This window comes from Fibrobacter intestinalis, assembly GCF_900167415.1.
In the GTDB taxonomy this organism is placed as follows: Bacteria; Fibrobacterota; Fibrobacteria; order Fibrobacterales; family Fibrobacteraceae; genus Hallerella; species Hallerella intestinalis.
On the sequence record NZ_FUWU01000033.1, the window covers coordinates 1 to 17,076 of the forward strand.

The 17,076-nt window shown below is 46.9% G+C and carries 13 protein-coding genes, 1 tRNA gene and 1 pseudogene; 13 read left to right on the forward strand and 2 right to left on the reverse strand.

The genetic code is table 11. The features are described 5' to 3' along the window. The 5 genes and pseudogenes from B5D40_RS16125 to B5D40_RS09510 form a co-directional block, all read left to right on the forward strand. A pseudogene (locus tag B5D40_RS16125) lies at positions 1–246 on the forward strand (hypothetical protein); the annotation flags it as partial. Between the two features lie 295 nt (positions 247–541). Then, on the forward strand, positions 542–1,423 hold the full coding sequence (locus B5D40_RS09495; RefSeq protein WP_234978165.1) for an FISUMP domain-containing protein: 882 nt from the start codon (positions 542–544) through the stop codon (positions 1,421–1,423). Then, positions 1,423–1,656, forward strand: a complete 234-nt coding sequence (locus tag B5D40_RS09500) for a hypothetical protein (protein ID WP_078776731.1) — start codon at positions 1,423–1,425, stop codon at positions 1,654–1,656. The genes B5D40_RS09495 and B5D40_RS09500 overlap by 1 nt, the downstream gene beginning before the upstream one ends. A gap of 12 nt (positions 1,657–1,668) precedes the next feature. Continuing rightward, on the forward strand, positions 1,669–2,184 hold the full coding sequence (locus B5D40_RS09505; RefSeq protein WP_078776732.1) for a hypothetical protein: 516 nt from the start codon (positions 1,669–1,671) through the stop codon (positions 2,182–2,184). Positions 2,185–2,195: 11 nt separating this feature from the next. Continuing rightward, on the forward strand, positions 2,196–2,513 hold the full coding sequence (locus tag B5D40_RS09510; protein ID WP_078776733.1) for a hypothetical protein: 318 nt from the start codon (positions 2,196–2,198) through the stop codon (positions 2,511–2,513). 269 nt (positions 2,514–2,782) lie between these two features. Here B5D40_RS09510 and B5D40_RS16385 read toward each other — a convergent pair whose 3' ends face one another. Then, complete coding sequence (locus B5D40_RS16385; protein ID WP_158222203.1) at positions 2,783–5,575, reverse strand: rhamnogalacturonan lyase family protein; 2,793 nt, start codon at positions 5,573–5,575, stop codon at positions 2,783–2,785. A gap of 277 nt (positions 5,576–5,852) precedes the next feature. Between B5D40_RS16385 and B5D40_RS09520 the strand changes: the two genes are divergently transcribed. The 4 genes from B5D40_RS09520 (at position 5,853) to B5D40_RS09535 (ending at position 13,217) form a co-directional block, all read left to right on the forward strand. Then, positions 5,853–7,397 (forward strand): carbon starvation CstA family protein, encoded by a 1,545-nt coding sequence (locus B5D40_RS09520; RefSeq protein WP_078776749.1) that lies wholly within the window; start codon positions 5,853–5,855, stop codon positions 7,395–7,397. A 217-nt stretch (positions 7,398–7,614) separates the two neighbouring features. After that, a complete protein-coding gene (locus tag B5D40_RS09525) occupies positions 7,615–9,003 on the forward strand; it encodes a TolC family protein (RefSeq protein WP_078776734.1) in 1,389 nt (462 codons plus the stop codon). 11 nt (positions 9,004–9,014) lie between these two features. Next, on the forward strand, positions 9,015–10,058 hold the full coding sequence (locus B5D40_RS09530) for an efflux RND transporter periplasmic adaptor subunit (protein WP_078776735.1): 1,044 nt from the start codon (positions 9,015–9,017) through the stop codon (positions 10,056–10,058). A gap of 21 nt (positions 10,059–10,079) precedes the next feature. Then, the gene (locus B5D40_RS09535; RefSeq protein ID WP_078776736.1) at positions 10,080–13,217 is read left to right on the forward strand and encodes an efflux RND transporter permease subunit; all 3,138 of its coding nucleotides are present in this window, start codon (positions 10,080–10,082) and stop codon (positions 13,215–13,217) included. Between the two features lie 62 nt (positions 13,218–13,279). On the opposite strand, the gene B5D40_RS09540 is transcribed toward B5D40_RS09535, so the two are convergent. After that, a complete protein-coding gene (locus B5D40_RS09540) occupies positions 13,280–13,987 on the reverse strand; it encodes a DUF2334 domain-containing protein (RefSeq protein ID WP_158222202.1) in 708 nt (235 codons plus the stop codon). 49 nt (positions 13,988–14,036) lie between these two features. On the opposite strand from B5D40_RS09540, the gene B5D40_RS09545 reads away from it, so the two are divergent. From B5D40_RS09545 to B5D40_RS09560, 4 genes are all read left to right on the forward strand, one after another. Next, on the forward strand, positions 14,037–14,675 hold the full coding sequence (locus B5D40_RS09545) for an HAD family hydrolase (RefSeq protein WP_073303052.1): 639 nt from the start codon (positions 14,037–14,039) through the stop codon (positions 14,673–14,675). 3 nt (positions 14,676–14,678) lie between these two features. After that, positions 14,679–15,998: a tRNA (N6-isopentenyl adenosine(37)-C2)-methylthiotransferase MiaB gene (miaB, locus tag B5D40_RS09550; protein ID WP_073303054.1), complete on the forward strand. Its 1,320-nt coding sequence runs from the start codon at positions 14,679–14,681 to the stop codon at positions 15,996–15,998. Between the two features lie 14 nt (positions 15,999–16,012). Beyond that, on the forward strand, positions 16,013–16,930 hold the full coding sequence (locus B5D40_RS09555; RefSeq protein ID WP_158222201.1) for an SPOR domain-containing protein: 918 nt from the start codon (positions 16,013–16,015) through the stop codon (positions 16,928–16,930). A 57-nt stretch (positions 16,931–16,987) separates the two neighbouring features. Further along, a tRNA-Leu gene (locus tag B5D40_RS09560) sits at positions 16,988–17,071 on the forward strand. Positions 17,072–17,076: the final 5 nt, after the last annotated feature.

A 17,076-nucleotide genomic window follows, 5' to 3' on the forward strand; every position in this document is an offset into this window, starting at 1 on the left:
TTTTGCAAGAGGGCTGGCATCGAGCCTATCAACGGCCACCTGAAAAGCGACCACCGTATGGGCAGAAATTTCTACAAGGGAATCTTTGGCGACATACTCAACGCAAAGCTTGCAGCAGCAGCGTTCAACTTCAAGAGGGCCATGAGGCGCTTTTTTGCCCTGTTGGAATGGCTATACTGTTTTTGCCTTCTGTGGAACGGAATGAACAAAAAATGCGAACGTCCTTATCTTGCATTCGCAAAGTGACTTTTTAAGGGCTGACTATTTAGAATGAAATTTTTTTAGAGTTCGCTCTTATTCTGGACCTGAAAAACGACCAAACTTTCAACCATCCGAGAATAAGACAGACACTCACACCCTATGGTGTGGGTCGTTTGTACTTATCGGATGGAAGGCTTCTTGGTCGTTGCCGCAGGTCAATAAGTGCTGACGATTCCGCACTTTTTCTTTTTTTTAAGCGCGAAACGCAAGCACTTAAGGGGAAGACGGACTCCGCATTTTTCAACAAACGGAGTAACCGATGAAAACAAACACCCTTCTGATGACGGCGACCTTTGCCATTTTAACGACCACTTTTACCGCTTGCAGCGGAGGTTCTTTTACAGACCCTCGGGACGGGCAAGAATACAAGACCATCAAAATTGGGGAGCAGGTATGGATGGCGGAACCATTGCGATATGCGGAAAAAGCGTGTGGTGTGATGTTCGGTGGTGGATCTGTATATAAATGGAATTCCGCAATTGAGGCTTGTCCCGATGGTTGGCATTTGCCTAATTTAGAAGAATTAAAAAAACTCCAAGCCGCAAGCAACGATTCCGTATTTAAAGAGACTTGGACTTCTACAGAACAGTCCGATTTTATGTTAGCCGCCTATGTAGGAAACGGAAAGGAGCACTCCAAACAATCCAAATATGACGCCTTCCTCGTTCATTGCATACAGGGGAAGCCCGAACGTTCCCCTAAACTTACCGTCAAGGGCTACGAAGCAGTTCGCATAGGAAAACAACTTTGGATGGCGAAAAACTTGGCCATTGAGTCCCCCAATAGCGTCTGTTATTTAGACGATGAAAGCGAATGTTCTAAAGGACGTTACTATCCTTATTTTGAAGCCAAAAAGATTTGCCCAGAAGGATGGCATCTACCATCAAAATCGGAAGCTGCCCAATTACTCAATCAATTAAAAAAAGAAAAAGTACCAGAACTTAAGACGGAGGATAGTAGCGCATTTCTTTTCACACGAGGATATTTTGATGTACAAAGCACAAACTATAAAGATCTTTATGGAAATCTGCTGTGGACAGCAGATTGGGAATACGCTATTCGCAACAGCAGAAAGCGTGAGCTTTGGACCGATACTCAGCTTCGGAAAGGCGTTTATAAACTCGCCGTCCGCTGCATCGCCGATTCCGAGGAGAACAACTAATGTCAAAAACTTATTCCCTTTTACTGAATGTTAAAGTTGATACAAACACAACTTCTGACGGCAAAAAACAGCGAAGCTATTTCTTCAAAGCATGGAAAGACGGAAAAATTACCAAAAATGCTTTAGCGTTCGATTGGGACGAACCCATAGTCAGAAATCAATCTGGCAAAATGCAAGAATTAGGCGAAAAAATCTTCGCTTTTATTCAAGATCAGGCCACAAAGCAAGGCTAAAGGAAAATTCTTATGTCAGTAAATTTTACTATCCATGGTCCATTTGATGTTCCAACAGAACCCACGAAAATTAAGGGAGGAAAAATTACCATCCAACAACTTGGCGATGTCGGAGCGAATCTTTGGAGGGATAAAAATTTTTCAAAATACGCCGATAAAAAAGGGTGTTATGTTTTTGTCAATGCAGTAACTCGCGGTTCAAAACCCATCTATGTGGGCAGAACAAATAGAAAATTCAAATCTGAATGTTTTGCAACAGCCAAAAAAGCCATGCTCAATGAATTCTTAGCTGGGGCATCCAAAACAGGACTAAAAGTCTATTTTGTTTCCATAGAACACCGAAAAGATTGTTCTGACGAAATCGATCTTTGCGAAACCTTGCTGATCTCGCAATGCAAAAAAGCCAACCGAAATCTTTTAAACGTCAAGAAACTCACAGAAAAATTTACCATTAAAAGTTTCCATGGCGATACAAACAGACCCACGAAAGATGTGGCTGAATTCAAAAAATGTCTCAATTTAAAATAAGGAGAATAGTTATGTTTATTCGTATATCAAAATACTTTTTGTTTATTTGTCTTGCCTGCTTTTTCTGTTCCTGTTCATATAACGAAAAAGCCGCCTGTAATTTGGTGACAGACCTTTTGAAGGAAAATTTTGGTGAATTCTTCAAAGCGATGGATATGGAAACAGCAGAATGCAAAGCGGTTGAATTAGGAAAGCCCGTTCGTAGTGGTTTTTATCCTAATGCAAAGGCCTACCTAGATAATGGAAAAGTTCTTAAAATCACAGTTGAAACAAAATGGGATTCAGTTTACGTTCATATTTCTAATGAATCCCTTTTTGATGATGATTAAGTTTTTCCATTGCTCTTTACTAATCCTATTCATAATGATTTTCAACTCTTGCATAGTTCCAATAACTAAACAGAAGGTGACGCCATAAGTGATGCGGACTCCCATTTTTGAACTTTGCCTTTTTCTTCATCGAAGCGAAAGGCAAAGTTTTTCGCCCTACATCCATCGTCGAACAAGATCTAGGATTTCAAAGTTTGCAAAAACGAAAAGAGGTTAGGAATGAAGGCAAAGCAACCTCTAAAAATTCATTTTTAAAAACGTCCGGAATTTTATCTCTTCACCGCCATTTTAGAAATCAGAACCCCATTCTTTCGCAAAGTCACGACGTAACGTCCCGCCGGGAGCACATTCCACTTGTCAGAAATCATTCCGCATCCTTGAACTTTTTGAACGAATCTTATTTTCCCGTGAATATCAAAAACAGAAAGAGAAGCTTCTTGTGCATCCGAAAGAGTGTAAGCGATGCCATTTCTGGACACAGAAAGCGAAACAGGAATCATTTTATCGGCAATTCTATTGAAGGATTCGGGAATTAGAGAGGAATCCGCCGCATTCCACTGCCGAATTCCCGCCACATCAAAGCCGAATTCATCCACATTGGGGCCGCCATCCTCCGTCATCGATGCCAGCCTCATCGTGTTCGCACCTTGACGAATCGGAACCGAAATGGCCACGGAATCATAAGCCGTCCAACCCGTAGCAGGGAATGCCACTTTCCCCATGACAGAATCGTTCCACGTTAAAAGCATTGGTCGTTCTACCGTTCCACCATTTGCAAAACGAATCGTTAAAACAGCCTCTTTTTCTTCGGGAGAAAATATCTTCCACACGCCAAAATTTTCTTTGCTGTTTGTGAAATTGAAATAGCCGCTGTCTATCCAGCCCGCATTCGTTTCTTCATATTCTCCTGAGCCTTCTTCGGGAAACGCCGCATTCACATAAGAAAGGATTTTTCCCGACTTCACCCATTCCAGCTGCGGAAGAACTGTCAGCACGCCAGACAACGTCGCCGCTTCGCCTTCACCGCCAAGAGTTTTAACCGTAAAAGGGAATGTTCCAACTTCTTGCGGAGTTCCCGAAATATGAATTTTCCCACCTTCCAATTGCGTAACGATCCCTTTGGGAAATCCCGCGGCTTCCGCTCCAGAGCAATGCGAATAGGCATAAGCAAATGGGACAATCAAATCGCCCAAAACAATTGTCTGGCGAGAGGAACCCGCTCCATTCTTGGCAATGGATGGCGGAAGGATTTCCCCGACAAGTTCTATATCCGGCTTGGGGATGCTCCCCGAACCCAGCCAAAATCCCAAATGCGGCGGCTGGTTGTATGCGGTATTCTGCCACGAAATTCCTAAACGATAAATCGGATCGTGCATAAGCGTGTAAACCCGGTGATCCGTCAATATCGTCGTCGTGTACAGGAACAAATGCGAATCATCATGCGTAATGATTTCTTCTCGCCAGTCGCCCAAAATATCCGCAGAAAGATTCGGCGTCGCTTTGGTCGAATTGCAAGAGCTGCCGTCCAGCTTCATCAGAGTTTCGCTTTTTGAAGTGCTGCTATTCCATTTGCTGATCGTCACCCCATCCAAAAGTTCATCCAGCAAATCGCCATCCCAATACACGCGGAAATTGTAAGCCGGTCTGGACGATGCCAAAATTTTTCCTTTCGCCGAATAGGTGTTCCAATTCGCAGCACTCCACATTTCATATCCTCTCGAAGTCGAATCCACATCGGCGGCAACACCGCGACCGTTATCTCCGGAACTCGTTTCGCGCCAGAGCAATTTTCCCGTGCGCGCATCGTGCAGTTCATAGCCATACGGTTTATCTTCGTGAACCTGCCAGACTTCAAGGCCTTCGTTGTCGGGATCCAAATCGCCCAAGTGGATGGCATCTCCATGGCCAAGCCCCGTACGATACATGAATTTTCCATCGTGATCGACTGCACAGCTGCCTTCAATAATTTCATCAAAGCCGTCTCCATCCACATCGCCCGCAGAGATGTTGTGATTTCCCTGGCCATAGCATTCTTGCCCGGACGTCGCCGCATTGTAATACCAACGTTGCGAAAGGGTTGTACCGTCCCAATCATAAGCCGTAATCGCCATTCGCGTATAATAGCCGCGCTGAAAAACCATACTGGGCTTTACGCCGTCCAAATAAGCGTTCGTCGCCAAAAATCGATCCACTCGATTTCCGTAACTATCGCCCCAGCTTTTCACCGTGCCACGCGCCGGATTGTAAAGGACAGTCGCCATTTCGACTCCGGTTTTGCCATTGAAAACCGTCAGATATTCATTTCCGCTCAAAACATAACCGCTGCTGTTTCGATAATCCGCGCCATCGTCGTCATTTGCCGCCGGACCTTTAGAAAGATATTTTCCGGAACCGTCCTTTGTCCCGGGAGCCGTTTTCATCGCGACTTCGGCAAATCCATCCAAGTCATAATCGCCGACAAGAATTTGCGTATAATGCGCTCCCGCCCGGATATTTTTGCCCAAATCGATTCTCCAAAGTTTTGTTCCGTCCAATTTATAGGCATCGACAATCACATTTCCCATATATCCTTTTTGCGAATTGTCCTTGGAATTGCTCGGATCCCATTTGAGAACCAGCTCGTATTCCCCGTCTCCGTCCAAATCGCCGACCGCAATGTCATTTGGCGAATAGGTATAACTTCCGCTCGCATTGCTCCCGCCCGCAGGCCTATCCAAAGGAATCGTCCATTTTTGACTTTCCCATACATTCACCGATTTGTCCGCTTCTTTTTCAACGCCGCCTTCCACCGCTCGAACTTCATACCGAGAAGTTAACGCTCCGGCAGCATCCACAAAATTTGTCGAATTTGTAATAGGCTGCGCATTGACCTTTTTTCCATCCCTATACAAGTTAAAGGCGATTGATTCCGCATCCGTGCCAAACATTCTCCAGCTCAAAAAGACGCCATCATTCGTCTTGACGGCGATAAGCCCGCGATCCAAGCGCTCCATTTGCCGAGCCGCATTCGCCAAGGAAAAAAGGGAAAATAATACAACAACCAAGCAAGAAAGTTTTTGCATAAGACACTCCTAAAACACCTTGAAAAAAAATAAGCCCAGCGGAAAACAAATTGCCGATTTTTTGATTTATACATTGTCCACAGACAACGTCACAAATAATGCTCGTTTTAGCAGTAATTTTAAAAGGAAAGCGTTATCATCACGAAGTTTTATCCATGAAAATCTTTTCTATCGCCAGACTCGATTCCATTTTTCAAGCTTCGCTCCAAATTTTCTAGATTTTGCGCGCTTCTCGGAAAACTTTTTCCCAAGCGTTAAAATTTTCAAGGCAAATAAAATGATTACATTCCTTATCGGCATCGCCATCTTGATCGGGGGCTATTTTACTTACGGGAAATTCGTAGAACGCGTATTCCGGCCAGACGACAGACAGACTCCCGCCACAAAACATCCCGACGGCGTTGACCGCATGGTTCTTCCCCACTGGAAAAATATGCTGATTCAGCTATTGAACATCGCCGGAATCGGTCCTGTCATCGGCGTTATCCTTGGCATTAAATTCGGGGCGATTGTTTTTATTCTACTCCCCATTGGAAACGTCTTTGGCGGTGCCGTACACGATTATTTTTCGGGAATGATCAGTATGAGAAACGACGGCGTGAACGTTCCTTCTCTTGCCCGGAAATTTTTGCGAAAGGGACCTTCCAAACTGGTAATGATTCTGATTTCCGTGGCACTGATTTTTGTCGGAGCCGTTTTTACCAATACGCCAGCAGGCCTTATCAACACCCCGATTATTGTCGGAGAGGGCAATCCGTCGCCGGTCATTTTCTGGATTGCGGTAGGAATTATTTTTGCTTATTATTTTGCAAGTACGTTTTTCCCCATCGGCAAAATTATCGGGCGCATTTATCCGATTTTCGGAGGGCTGCTCATTTTGGCGAGCATCGGAATCCTTATCGGCATCGCTCCGGAAATCAATACTCTGGAAGAATTCAACTTAAGCGATTTGGCGAGCAACTTCCACAAACATCCCGCGAACCAGCCAATTATTCCCATGCTTTTTGTCACTATCGCCTGCGGCATTATCAGCGGATTTCACAGCACCCAAAGCCCCATTGTCGCCAGAACCGAAAAATCCGAACGCACGGGACGCCAGACTTTTTACGGGATGATGATTATCGAAGGCCTTATCGGCATGATTTGGGCTGCCGGCGGAATGTTCATCTACAATAAAATGCCCGAACTTTTAACGGGGGCTTCCGGTGTCCGTATCTTGAGCGAGCTAGTTTCCACCGTCATTCCTGTTGCACCCATTTCGATTCTGGTTGTCGTGGGCGTCGTCATCCTCGCCATTACCAGCGGAGACACCAGTCTGCGCAGCCTTCGCCTGATTATCGCCGAACTTTGCAACATCGATCAAACCAGCATGAAAAAACGGTTGTTTCTCACCGTGCCGCTCTTTGCCATTTGCGCCATTCTTATTTTCTGGAGCAACCTGAACAAGGACGGCTTCAACATCCTGTGGAATTACTTCAGCTGGTCGAATCAAGTCATGGCGGTTTGCAGCTTGTGCGTAACAGTCGTTTACCTGCGGGCGAAAAAGCGGAATTTTTGGATAGCCCTCATTCCCTGTATGTTCATGACGTTTATCGTCTGCGCTTACATTTTCTGGGTCAGCCCCGAAAACCTGAAAGGAGCTCCAGTCGGCTTTGGATTGCCTTATTCGTTAGCCCTTGGACTTGCGGTATTGGCGTCGCTGGTTCTCGGTTATTTGCTCTGTCTTCGTGGAAAGTTTCTGGAGAAAAGGATCGACAAAAAAGAGTTTGAACCCGACCTCTGGACAGCCGCTTCAAAAGACAGCGACAAATCTTTGCAATAAAAACACGACTCTTCCTTTCTTTGCAAAAGAAACACGCAGGAAGAGTCCTTTCAATCATTTACTAAAAATAAATTCAACAATAACATTTTCCATTCATCTTTATTTTGTGCGCCTCATCATTCCGTGCGGTAAATAGGGAAATTTCGCCCTTTTTTGTAACTAAAGTTTTTCTAATTTAACACCGCCTTAATAAAACCTCAAAAGCAAAGAAAAACGAATGAATCGAACCGTAAAATTACTAATCCTTTCAAGCGCGGTCATAGCCATGCCCGTGTTTGCAAAGTCGGCTTATACGCGTGACGATGCTGTCCGGATTGCTTTGGAAAATTCTCCCGACATTAAAACCGCCGTGCAGAATTTAGAATCAGCAGAATCCCAAGTAACGGCGGCATACGGCAACGCCCTTCCCACAGTCGATTTGAGCGCCACTTATGCGCGCACATTCGGCCTAGACGATGTGGAAAAAAATTCCGCCATCAGCAATATGCTTGACGATGCCGCTACAAAAAATGAAAAATTGCTAGCCGGCATTCTCGATAATTACTCCTATGCGCTTGCGGCTATGGGTGGATACCGTTGGGGAACCCAAATCGGCATTACAGCGACGCAAGTCCTCTATGCACAGGGAAAAGTTTCGGCAGGAACCCGAATCGCTAAAGCTTACAAGCGAGTAAACGAGCTTAACTTGGAAACTGCGAAACAAGACGTGCGCTACAATGTCGAAGTCGCTTTTGACGAACTCATCTATCTGGATTCGGCCATCGTCATTTTGCAATCGACCATCGATCAGCTCCAAGAAAACTTGGATTACGTCACGCAAGCCGTCCAAAGCGGACTCGCCACCGAACTGGATCTGATCCGGGTCCAGATTTCCATGGACGAACTTCGTACGAACCTGCAAAAAACGCAAAAGAACCGCGTCGTCGCTCGCAACGCCCTGCTGAACACGATGGGACTTCCTTGGGATGCCGAAGCGGAATTTCAGGGTGATTTGCGCGACCCGAAAAACGGATTTGCCGCACCGGACACCGTGATGAGCAATGTGCGGCAACGGCGCCGGGAATTGGCGCAGTTGGACGAAAGTGCCAAAATGTACGAAGAAAATATCGATATTGAACAAGGCGGATACAAGCCGACCCTTGTTCTCGGGGGGTCTATCACCTATCAGGATGGGCAGAACGACTTTTTCAAATGGTCCGCACCCGACTGGGATAAAAACATTTCAAAAAAGATTTATTTGAATTTTTCGATGAACCTCTTTAACGGCATGCAAACCCGAGAAGCCGTCGTCCAAGCGAAAACGGATCTGCGCAAAACGCAAATTCAAAAGGAATCCGCGGAACGCGGGATTCAGCTGGAAATGGAATCGGCAAAGAATACGCTGGAAGACGCCCAAAACCAGATTGAAATCCAGCAGCGTCGCGTCGATCTCGCACAAAAAAATCTGGATATGACCGAAGCGGCATACAAAGCTGGCCGCGAAACTCAGCTAAACTTTTTGGACGCAAACATGAGTCTCAAAAACGCTCGTTTGGATTATCTTTCCGCGATCGTTGATTGGAACAAGGCTTACAACGCCATGCTCAAAGCCACCGGAGAATATTAGGAGAGTATTCTATGAAGCAGATTGTCAATAAAAAATGGATTGCCACAACCGCACTCGCCATGCTCCTCGCCGCCTGCGGAGAAAAGGAAGAAGCCAAGCAGGCAGCACCGACCATTGAAGAAATCCAGGCGCAAAAAGGCAAACCGGTTCGCATTGTCACAGCAGCAAATGAAACCCTCGCCGATTTTAGAGAGTTCAACGGCACTGTCGAAGGCTCCAACCAGACCGACGCCATTGCCAAAATGTCGGACCCGATTGCCAAAATCAACGTGCAAGTAGGATCTAGCGTTCAAAAAGATCAGGTTCTTGCCGAATACGTCTTTACGGGCGACAACTCCAGCTATCAACAGGCCGAAGCCCAAGTAAAACTGATGGAAAAATCCCTGGAACGCATGAAAGAAGTGCAAGCCAAAGGTGGAATTTCCCAACAGGATATCGACAACACGGAAACGCAACTGAGCATTGCCAAGATGCAGCTGGAACAAGCTCGCCGCGCCACTCTCGTTTTGGCTCCGGCAGCAGGAACTGTGACAGATGTACGCTTCAAAGTCGGTGAGGTTCCCAGCGTTGGATCGGCACTGTTCACCATTGCCAAGCTGGATCAAGTGATTTTGAAACTCAACGTCACCACTCAGGACATCGGACTTTTCAAGAAAGGGGCCGAAGCAACCATCAACTTAAACGGAGAAACGCTGAAGGGTCGCGTCAGCATGATTCCGCTCGCCGCCGACACCAAGACGCGATTCTTCCCGGTGGAAATCACATTCCCGAACAAAGGCCGCAAGCTCTTGCCCGGCATGTATCTCAAAGCCAAAATCCATGCACGCGACGTGAAGGGTGTCAGCATTCCGAACGATGCTGTAGTCTATAAAGACGGCGTAAACTTCGCCTGGATTGTAGATGAAAACGGAAAAGCCAAGCGGAAAATTGTCCGTTTAGGAATTGTCGGCAATGATTTTACGCAGATACTTTCGGGCATTGAACTGAACGATAAGGTGATTACCGAAGGCGTTTCCAAAATGAACGACGGCGATAAAGTGCTTATTCTGGAATAAGCGGCGATTGGAGAATTTTGCATGATTAAGGCAAGTATCTATAAACCTATTACCATGTTGATGGTCATTTTGACCGTCGTTGTGTTCGGTATTTATACCTATTCAATGATGCCTGTCAACATGTTGCCGGACTTTGAAGTGCCGGTAGTAACGGCAATGGTCCGATATACAGGAGCCAGCCCAGAAGAATTGGAATCCACCGTCATCAAACCGATTGAAGACGAAGTGGAACTCATCGACGGTATCGACTACGTCAAAGCCTATGGCCGAGAACATTATGCCATTTTCGTCATTATGTTCGAAATGGGCGTGGACGTGGACGTAGCGGCTGCCGACGTGCGCGATAAAATCAGCCAGGCTTCGGCGGATTTCCCGGATGCCGTGGAAGAGCCGATTATTTCCAAAGTGGACATTAACGCCAGTGCCATTATGAACTTCGCTTTTACAGGTCCGGTTTCTTCAACGGAACTGCGACAAAAAGCAGAAGACGAAATCAAACCGCTCCTGACGGCGACTTCGGGCGTGGCTAGCGTGGATCTTTTCGGAGGAACAATCCGGCAAATCGCTGTAGAACTCCGCAAAGACGACATGCTTTCCCGCAATGTGGATCCGACAACCGTCATGGGCATCTTGCAAGCGGCAAACTTGAATTATCCGGCAGGCGATATTCGTGGCGTCCGAAAGAACACCGGTTCTAGAACCACAGGTAAATTCACCAGCCTAGAAGAAATCCGCCAGATGGACATTCCCACCTCGACGGGTGTCATCAAATTGGGAGATATTGCAACGGTCAAAGACACCATCGAAGATATCACCTCTTACTCCCGCTATAACGGCGAAAACTCCATCGGATTCGATGTTAAAAAGAGAAGCGACGCAAGCGTCGTGGCTGTAGCGAACAACGTGCTGCGCAAAGTAGATCAAATCAACGCCTCTCTTCCCGATGGTTATAAGCTGACACTCGTGTACAACCAAGCGGAAAAAGTACAGGAATCGCTTGACAACGTGATTAACAATATCATGATTGCTATTGTCCTCACAGCCGTGATTTTGCTACTCTTCCTCGGCAAGTTCTCCACGATGTTCATTGCTGCTGTGACCATGCCGATTTCGGTTGTCGGTGCGTTTACGCTGATGTATTTCGCGGGCTTCTCGATCAACTTGATGACGTTGATGGCACTTTCGAGTGCGGTGGGTCTGCTTGTGACCAACTCCATCGTCGTTCTGGAAAATATCGCTACAAAACTTGAACAAGGGCTTGATCCCAAAGAAGCTGCCTATAAGGGCACCAGCGAAATCATGGTCGCTATCATGGCTTCGACTCTGACCAATGTTTGCGTGTTTGTGCCGATTGCCTTTATGAAATCCATTGCCGGTTCGTTCTTTAGGAACTACGGTTTAACGATGGTTTTTGCGACGGTCGTTTCGCTCCTCTTGACCTTTACCCTGACGCCTTTGATGGCCGCTTATCTCTTTAAAGGAAAGAAGAAAAACGCCGACGGCACAATTGTGGAAGAAAAGCCTTCGATTATCACCCGGGCTTTCAGCATCTTCCCGCTCATCATCGACAAATTGCGCAAAATCTATCTGAAAACCCTATCCTTCGCCCTTTCCATTCCCGGCGTGATATTCCAGACCTTTGTTCTGATCGGTTTAATTTACGGAACATTCCTGCTGGTCACAAAGTTCATGTCAGTAGAACTTATGCCCAAAAGCGATGAAGGCGTCATCAAAATCACCTTGGAAATGCCCTCTGGCACCAATGTGGAAACGATGGACAGCATTACTCGAGTTATCGAAAGCCGCATTCAGGGTATTCCCGAACTCGAACGCTATTCCGCGACCGTCGGCGGCGAATCCGGCATGACCAGCGTGAACCAGGCGACAATGCGTCTTACCCTCATCGACAAGGAAGAAGGCCGTATTCGAAATACGGACGACATCATTGACTCCCTGCGCGGAGTTCTTGCGGACATTCCCGATTTGTATATCGCCATCAAGAGTTCTTCGGCAACGGAAATGGGCGGTAACCAATCCGGTGACGTAACATTCCAGGTTCGCGGACTGAATGGCGATTCCGTAGTGAAAGCGTCCGAAATTGCGACGGAATATGTTAAATCCATCAAAGGCGTTACGGAAGTAAAATCTTCCTATGAAGCGGGAAAATCCGAAATCGCCTTTATCCCGAATCGCTCGGCACTGGCGGATTATGGAATGGCAATGCAATCAGCTTCTTTGGCCGCATACATTTATGTGAGCGGTTTGGAAGTCAGCCAATATACGGAAGACGGCGAAGAATACGACATCTATCTGCGTCTGCAAGAAAGCGACCGCGATTCCCGTCAAAAACTTTTGGACTTGCCGATTCTCACCTCCAAAGGCTACGTGCCGATGACGACGCTCTTCGATACGGAAAACTCGCAAGCTCCAACACAAATTATGCGCCAATATAAAAAGCGTCAAGTGGAAATCAGCATGAACCTGTTGCCAGGATATACATCCGGACAAATTATGAGCGAGGTGATGAAAGCGTCTAAAGATTGGGAAGGTATTCCGCAAGACATCGAATTCTCATTCGGCGGCAACGCGGATATGCAAAATGACATGGTGCAGGAATTTACCGTCGCCATCATCATGGCTATCCTCTTGACCTACATCCTTCTGGTCGCACTGCTAGAATCCTTCGCACAGCCGTTTGTCATTCTGACCACAATCCCGATGGGTGCTATCGGTGTCGTTCTCGCTCTGGTTTTGACGGGATTCCCGCTTTCTATGATTGCATTTATGGCCATCGTTATGCTGATCGGCGTGGTGGTGAACAACGCCATTCTATTGCTGGACTCCGCAAACGCCAACCTACGCTCTGGAAAAATGGGACGTCGCTCCGCAATTATCACCGCAGGAAAAGAAAAATTCCAAGCGATTATGTTGGCTTCAGCGGCTTCCGTTATTGCCCAAATGCCGCTTGCTTTGGCCATCGGCGGCGATATTGCGACATCCACTCAACCGATGGGCGTGGCAAGTGTCGGCGGTTTGATTATTTCGGCAATTCTTACGATGTATCTAGTGCCCACATTCTTCTGGCTGCCGAATGCCATTTTCAGTAAGGCAAAAGGAAAGGTCGCACAAATCAAAGCGAAACGCTCTCAAAAAGCTTAACATAGATTCAAGCGAAAACGGCGGTTCAAAAAGAACCGCCGTTTTTTATTTGCAAAAAAATTTCAAAGCTGCGAACGATAATAAACCTGCTCACGCTTAACGCCAGCAAAACGGATTAAATTCAAAATGCGTTTTTCCCCTAGCGTTTCAAAATCTACAGGATGAAAAACCAGCCGGGGGACACCGGAAAAATTTTGCAAAACAAAACAAGAACCTCTTTGCGCCACTTGAAGCGAAAGACGAGGCAAACCCGCAAAACTAAGCGCAGGCGAAAAAAATTTTCGTCCTTTTGCATAAATGAAGAAGCGGTCTTCAAAAAAATCAAATTGCGCCAGAACCTGCTTTCGCAAATAAGCATTGCCATACCATGTTGGAGGCACAAATCCCCGTGGGCATTGAAACCCCAGCGAATTCCAAAAATCTATCGCACGCGACAAAAGCTGTAAGGAATCTTCTTCGCCCAAGCCGGCAAATTCCGCTTCGCCTTGCGTCAGCTGCATTGCCCGACGCCCCCAAAACGTTCTTTCCCCATCATCCTTTGCCAAATGACTGGCCCCGTGCAAAAGCAATTCAAAATTTTCCGCAGAAAGTTTTTCTATTTCCCGCTTAAAAAAATCCACTTCCGCAGCGGACGCTCCATCCACATCGGGAATTACCGCCACCGTTATCGGATTCTTTGCCATTTGAGCAATCCATCGGATTTGTTGCGCGGCCTGGCCCGCATTTTTTACCGAGAAGTCATGGTAGCAAAGAATAAATTGTCGTTCCATAAAAATCAAGATAAAAAATGTTCTCCGGGGAATTGCTAAATTTGCAACGATGAAAAAGAAATTGCTGTACATTTTTGATATGGACGGAACTCTGTTCAATACTCTCGGCGATTTAAGCGCTGCGGTGAATTACGCGCTCTCTGCATTCGGACTGAAAAAACTTTCCACCGAAAAAATCAAAAGCTACATCGGCAACGGCTCTTTAAAACTGATCGAGCGTTCTTTGGAAGGCGCGCAAGTTCCCCTTGACGCTGTGCACAAGTGCTATTCCGAATTTTACGCCCAGCATTGCCGAGAACACACGGAACCCTATCCCGGAGTTATCGATTTTCTAAAGAACTTTCCCGCGAAAAAAGCGCTGGTGACAAACAAGCCTCACATTCCCGGAAAAGAACTGCTCAAATTATTCGACATCGATTCCTGCTTTGAAGCCTGTGCATTTGGCGACGAAGAAACCGCGCGAAAACCTTCTGCAGAGCCGTTTTTAAAAATTTTACAGCTTACCCGCACCGCTCCCCAAGACGCCGTAATGGTCGGCGACGACGCCCCCGATATTCTTGGTGCCCGAAACGCCGGCATTGACAGCGTATTCATCGAAAACGGTTTTGGCAAGCGCGAAAGTTTCGCCCCCGTAGAACCGACGTATTCCATTCCTCATTTTGCCGACCTCAAAAATTTAAAATTCTGAAATATGCCGACCCACTACCTAATAGATACTTACGGTTGTCAAATGAACGAGTACGACTCGGCCCTCATCGCGTCTTTGCTCGAAAAAAACGGATGCGTTCCGACCGAAGATCCCGAAGAAGCCGAATTGTTCTTTTTCAATACCTGTTCCGTTCGCGAAAAAGCGGAAGAGAGCGCCAAAGCCCGAATTTCAAAAATGAAATTCTATAAAAAACGCCGTCCCTGGATAAAATTCATCGTGACCGGCTGTATGGCGGAACATTTGGGAGTCCGGCTAATGGAACAAGTGGATTGCGTCGATTATGTAATTGGCCCGGACAAGTACAATCAAATTCCGGCTCTCCTGTTTCCGCGTCCTCTGGCGGTGAATAAAAAGACACTCCTTCGGCGGGTCGTTACCGGTTTTGAATATTCCGAAAACTATCTGGGCGAATACGCCAAATTGTCCCACCCATTTTCTTCTTATGTGACCATCCAGCGCGGATGCAATTTCCGGTGCAGCTACTGCATAGTCCCCTTCGTCCGCGGGCGAGAAAAATACCGTGCAGCAAGCGATGTCATTCGCGAGGTGGAAGCCGCCCGGGATAACGGCATTTCCGAAATCTGCTTGCTAGGGCAAACCGTAAACGCCTACCGGGAAAACGGAATGGATTTTGCCGATTTGCTTATCAAAATTTCCGAAATCCAAGGAATTCGCCGCATCCGCTTTATGAGTCCGCATCCACGCTTTTACACCGAAAAGCTCATCGACGTTCTGCAAAGCGTTCCGCAAATCTGCCCGCACGCCCACATTCCCATCCAAAGCGGCAGCGACACAATGCTCCAAAAAATGCGACGCCGTTACACCGTTGATGAATTTATGCGAATCCTTGAAAAATTCCGAGGGAACAATCCCTTGTACGGACTGACAACGGATGTCATTGCAGGATTTGTCGGAGAAACCGAAGAAGATTTTAAAGCGACTCTCGACGCATTTCAAGAGGCCCAGTTCGACGCCGCATTCATGTTCATCTACAGTCCCCGCGAAGGAACCGACAGTGCCAAAGAAGCGGAAAGCTTAACCGAAGAGCAAAAACAGGAACGGCTCGCGCGACTCGTGGAGCTGCAGAACGCAATTACATTGAAACGCAATCAGCAAATGATCGGACGGACCGAAGAAATCCTTGTCGAAGGGCCGTCTTCCAAGAATCCCAACGAATGGGTTGGCAAAACGGGCAGTTTCAAAAAAGTGGTTTTCGCCTCGGAAAATGTCAAGCCCGGCGATTACGTCCAATGCCACATCGACGACATCCGCGGTTGGACTTTGCGAGGAACCGTCGTCTAGAAACAGGAAGCACCATGAAATCTTTTCGTACTCTCATTCTTTTTTTTCTTGCCACCGAAACGATTTTAGCGGCAACATTGGAAAACGCCCAAAAAGCCTACGTTTCTGGAAACTGGAAAAGCGCCGCCGAATCGTTTGAATCCGTATGTCCTGCCCTCGACGCCTCCAAGCGTTCCGAATGCGCTTTATGGGGAGTGCTCGCCCGTTCGCAAATCGGCAACTCCAAAGATTTTTCCATTGCGAAAAAACGCCTGGACAGCCTGATTTTCGCGACTCCCGACACCCTTCCGGTCATCTCGGATTTATACATGACGCGCGCCCAGTTTGAATTGTATTTAAAACGCAGCGACCTTTCCCAGAAAAGCCTCAAAACCGCTTTCGCTAAAGCGCAGCCCCATCAGATTCCCGTCATTTACCAAGTTTGCCAAAGCCTTTACAAAGCGGCTCCAAACGATTCTGTTCTGAATTTGTGCGCAGAAATTGAAAAAAGAAAAACGAATCCCGCCGAAACATCTAGTTCCAGCGGTGCCGGTTCAAGCTCTTCCATTCTGCCGATTGCCGAATCTTCTAGTTCCGAAACGATCGGAGCGGCATCATCATCCAGTTTCTCTCCCGATTCCAGCGTTTTGTCCTCGGCAAGCGCTTTTGCGCTTTCATCTTCAGAAAGCGTTCCTTTGCCCACCAACGAAAAGTCCAGCAAGTTTTGGTCGCTTCAACTGGGCGCATTCGGCATCCGCTCCAATGCGGAAATGCTCGTCAATTCGCTACAGTCCAAAAAAATCGAAGCACGCATCGAAGAATCCCATTTTGACGACCGGACGCTCTTTCTGGTGCAGACCGGAAAATTTGAAACCCGAGAACAGGCCGTCGAATACGGCGAAAAGGTTCTTTTGCCCCAACATTTGGAATATCAACCCGTAAAAAAACCATAATCTTTATTTTTCCTATTCAAAATTTGAAAAAGAGTTCTATATTTGTCTTTGCCCCTAGCCGGGGTGGTGAAATTGGTAGACGCGCTGGACTCAAAATCCAGTAGAGGCAACTCTGTGAGGGTTCGATTCCCTCCCCCGGCACTATA

Coding starts and splice junctions, on each gene's coding strand:
- B5D40_RS09495 (WP_234978165.1), top strand. CDS start 542: ATGACGGCGACCTTTGCCATTTTAACGACCACTTTTACCGCTTGCAGC.
- B5D40_RS09500 (WP_078776731.1), top strand. CDS start 1,423: ATGTCAAAAACTTATTCCCTTTTACTGAATGTTAAAGTTGATACAAAC.
- B5D40_RS09505 (WP_078776732.1), top strand. CDS start 1,669: ATGTCAGTAAATTTTACTATCCATGGTCCATTTGATGTTCCAACAGAA.
- B5D40_RS09510 (WP_078776733.1), top strand. CDS start 2,196: ATGTTTATTCGTATATCAAAATACTTTTTGTTTATTTGTCTTGCCTGC.
- B5D40_RS16385 (WP_158222203.1), bottom strand. CDS start 5,575: ATGCAAAAACTTTCTTGCTTGGTTGTTGTATTATTTTCCCTTTTTTCC.
- B5D40_RS09520 (WP_078776749.1), top strand. CDS start 5,853: ATGATTACATTCCTTATCGGCATCGCCATCTTGATCGGGGGCTATTTT.
- B5D40_RS09525 (WP_078776734.1), top strand. CDS start 7,615: ATGAATCGAACCGTAAAATTACTAATCCTTTCAAGCGCGGTCATAGCC.
- B5D40_RS09530 (WP_078776735.1), top strand. CDS start 9,015: ATGAAGCAGATTGTCAATAAAAAATGGATTGCCACAACCGCACTCGCC.
- B5D40_RS09535 (WP_078776736.1), top strand. CDS start 10,080: ATGATTAAGGCAAGTATCTATAAACCTATTACCATGTTGATGGTCATT.
- B5D40_RS09540 (WP_158222202.1), bottom strand. CDS start 13,987: ATGGAACGACAATTTATTCTTTGCTACCATGACTTCTCGGTAAAAAAT.
- B5D40_RS09545 (WP_073303052.1), top strand. CDS start 14,037: ATGAAAAAGAAATTGCTGTACATTTTTGATATGGACGGAACTCTGTTC.
- miaB (WP_073303054.1), top strand. CDS start 14,679: ATGCCGACCCACTACCTAATAGATACTTACGGTTGTCAAATGAACGAG.
- B5D40_RS09555 (WP_158222201.1), top strand. CDS start 16,013: ATGAAATCTTTTCGTACTCTCATTCTTTTTTTTCTTGCCACCGAAACG.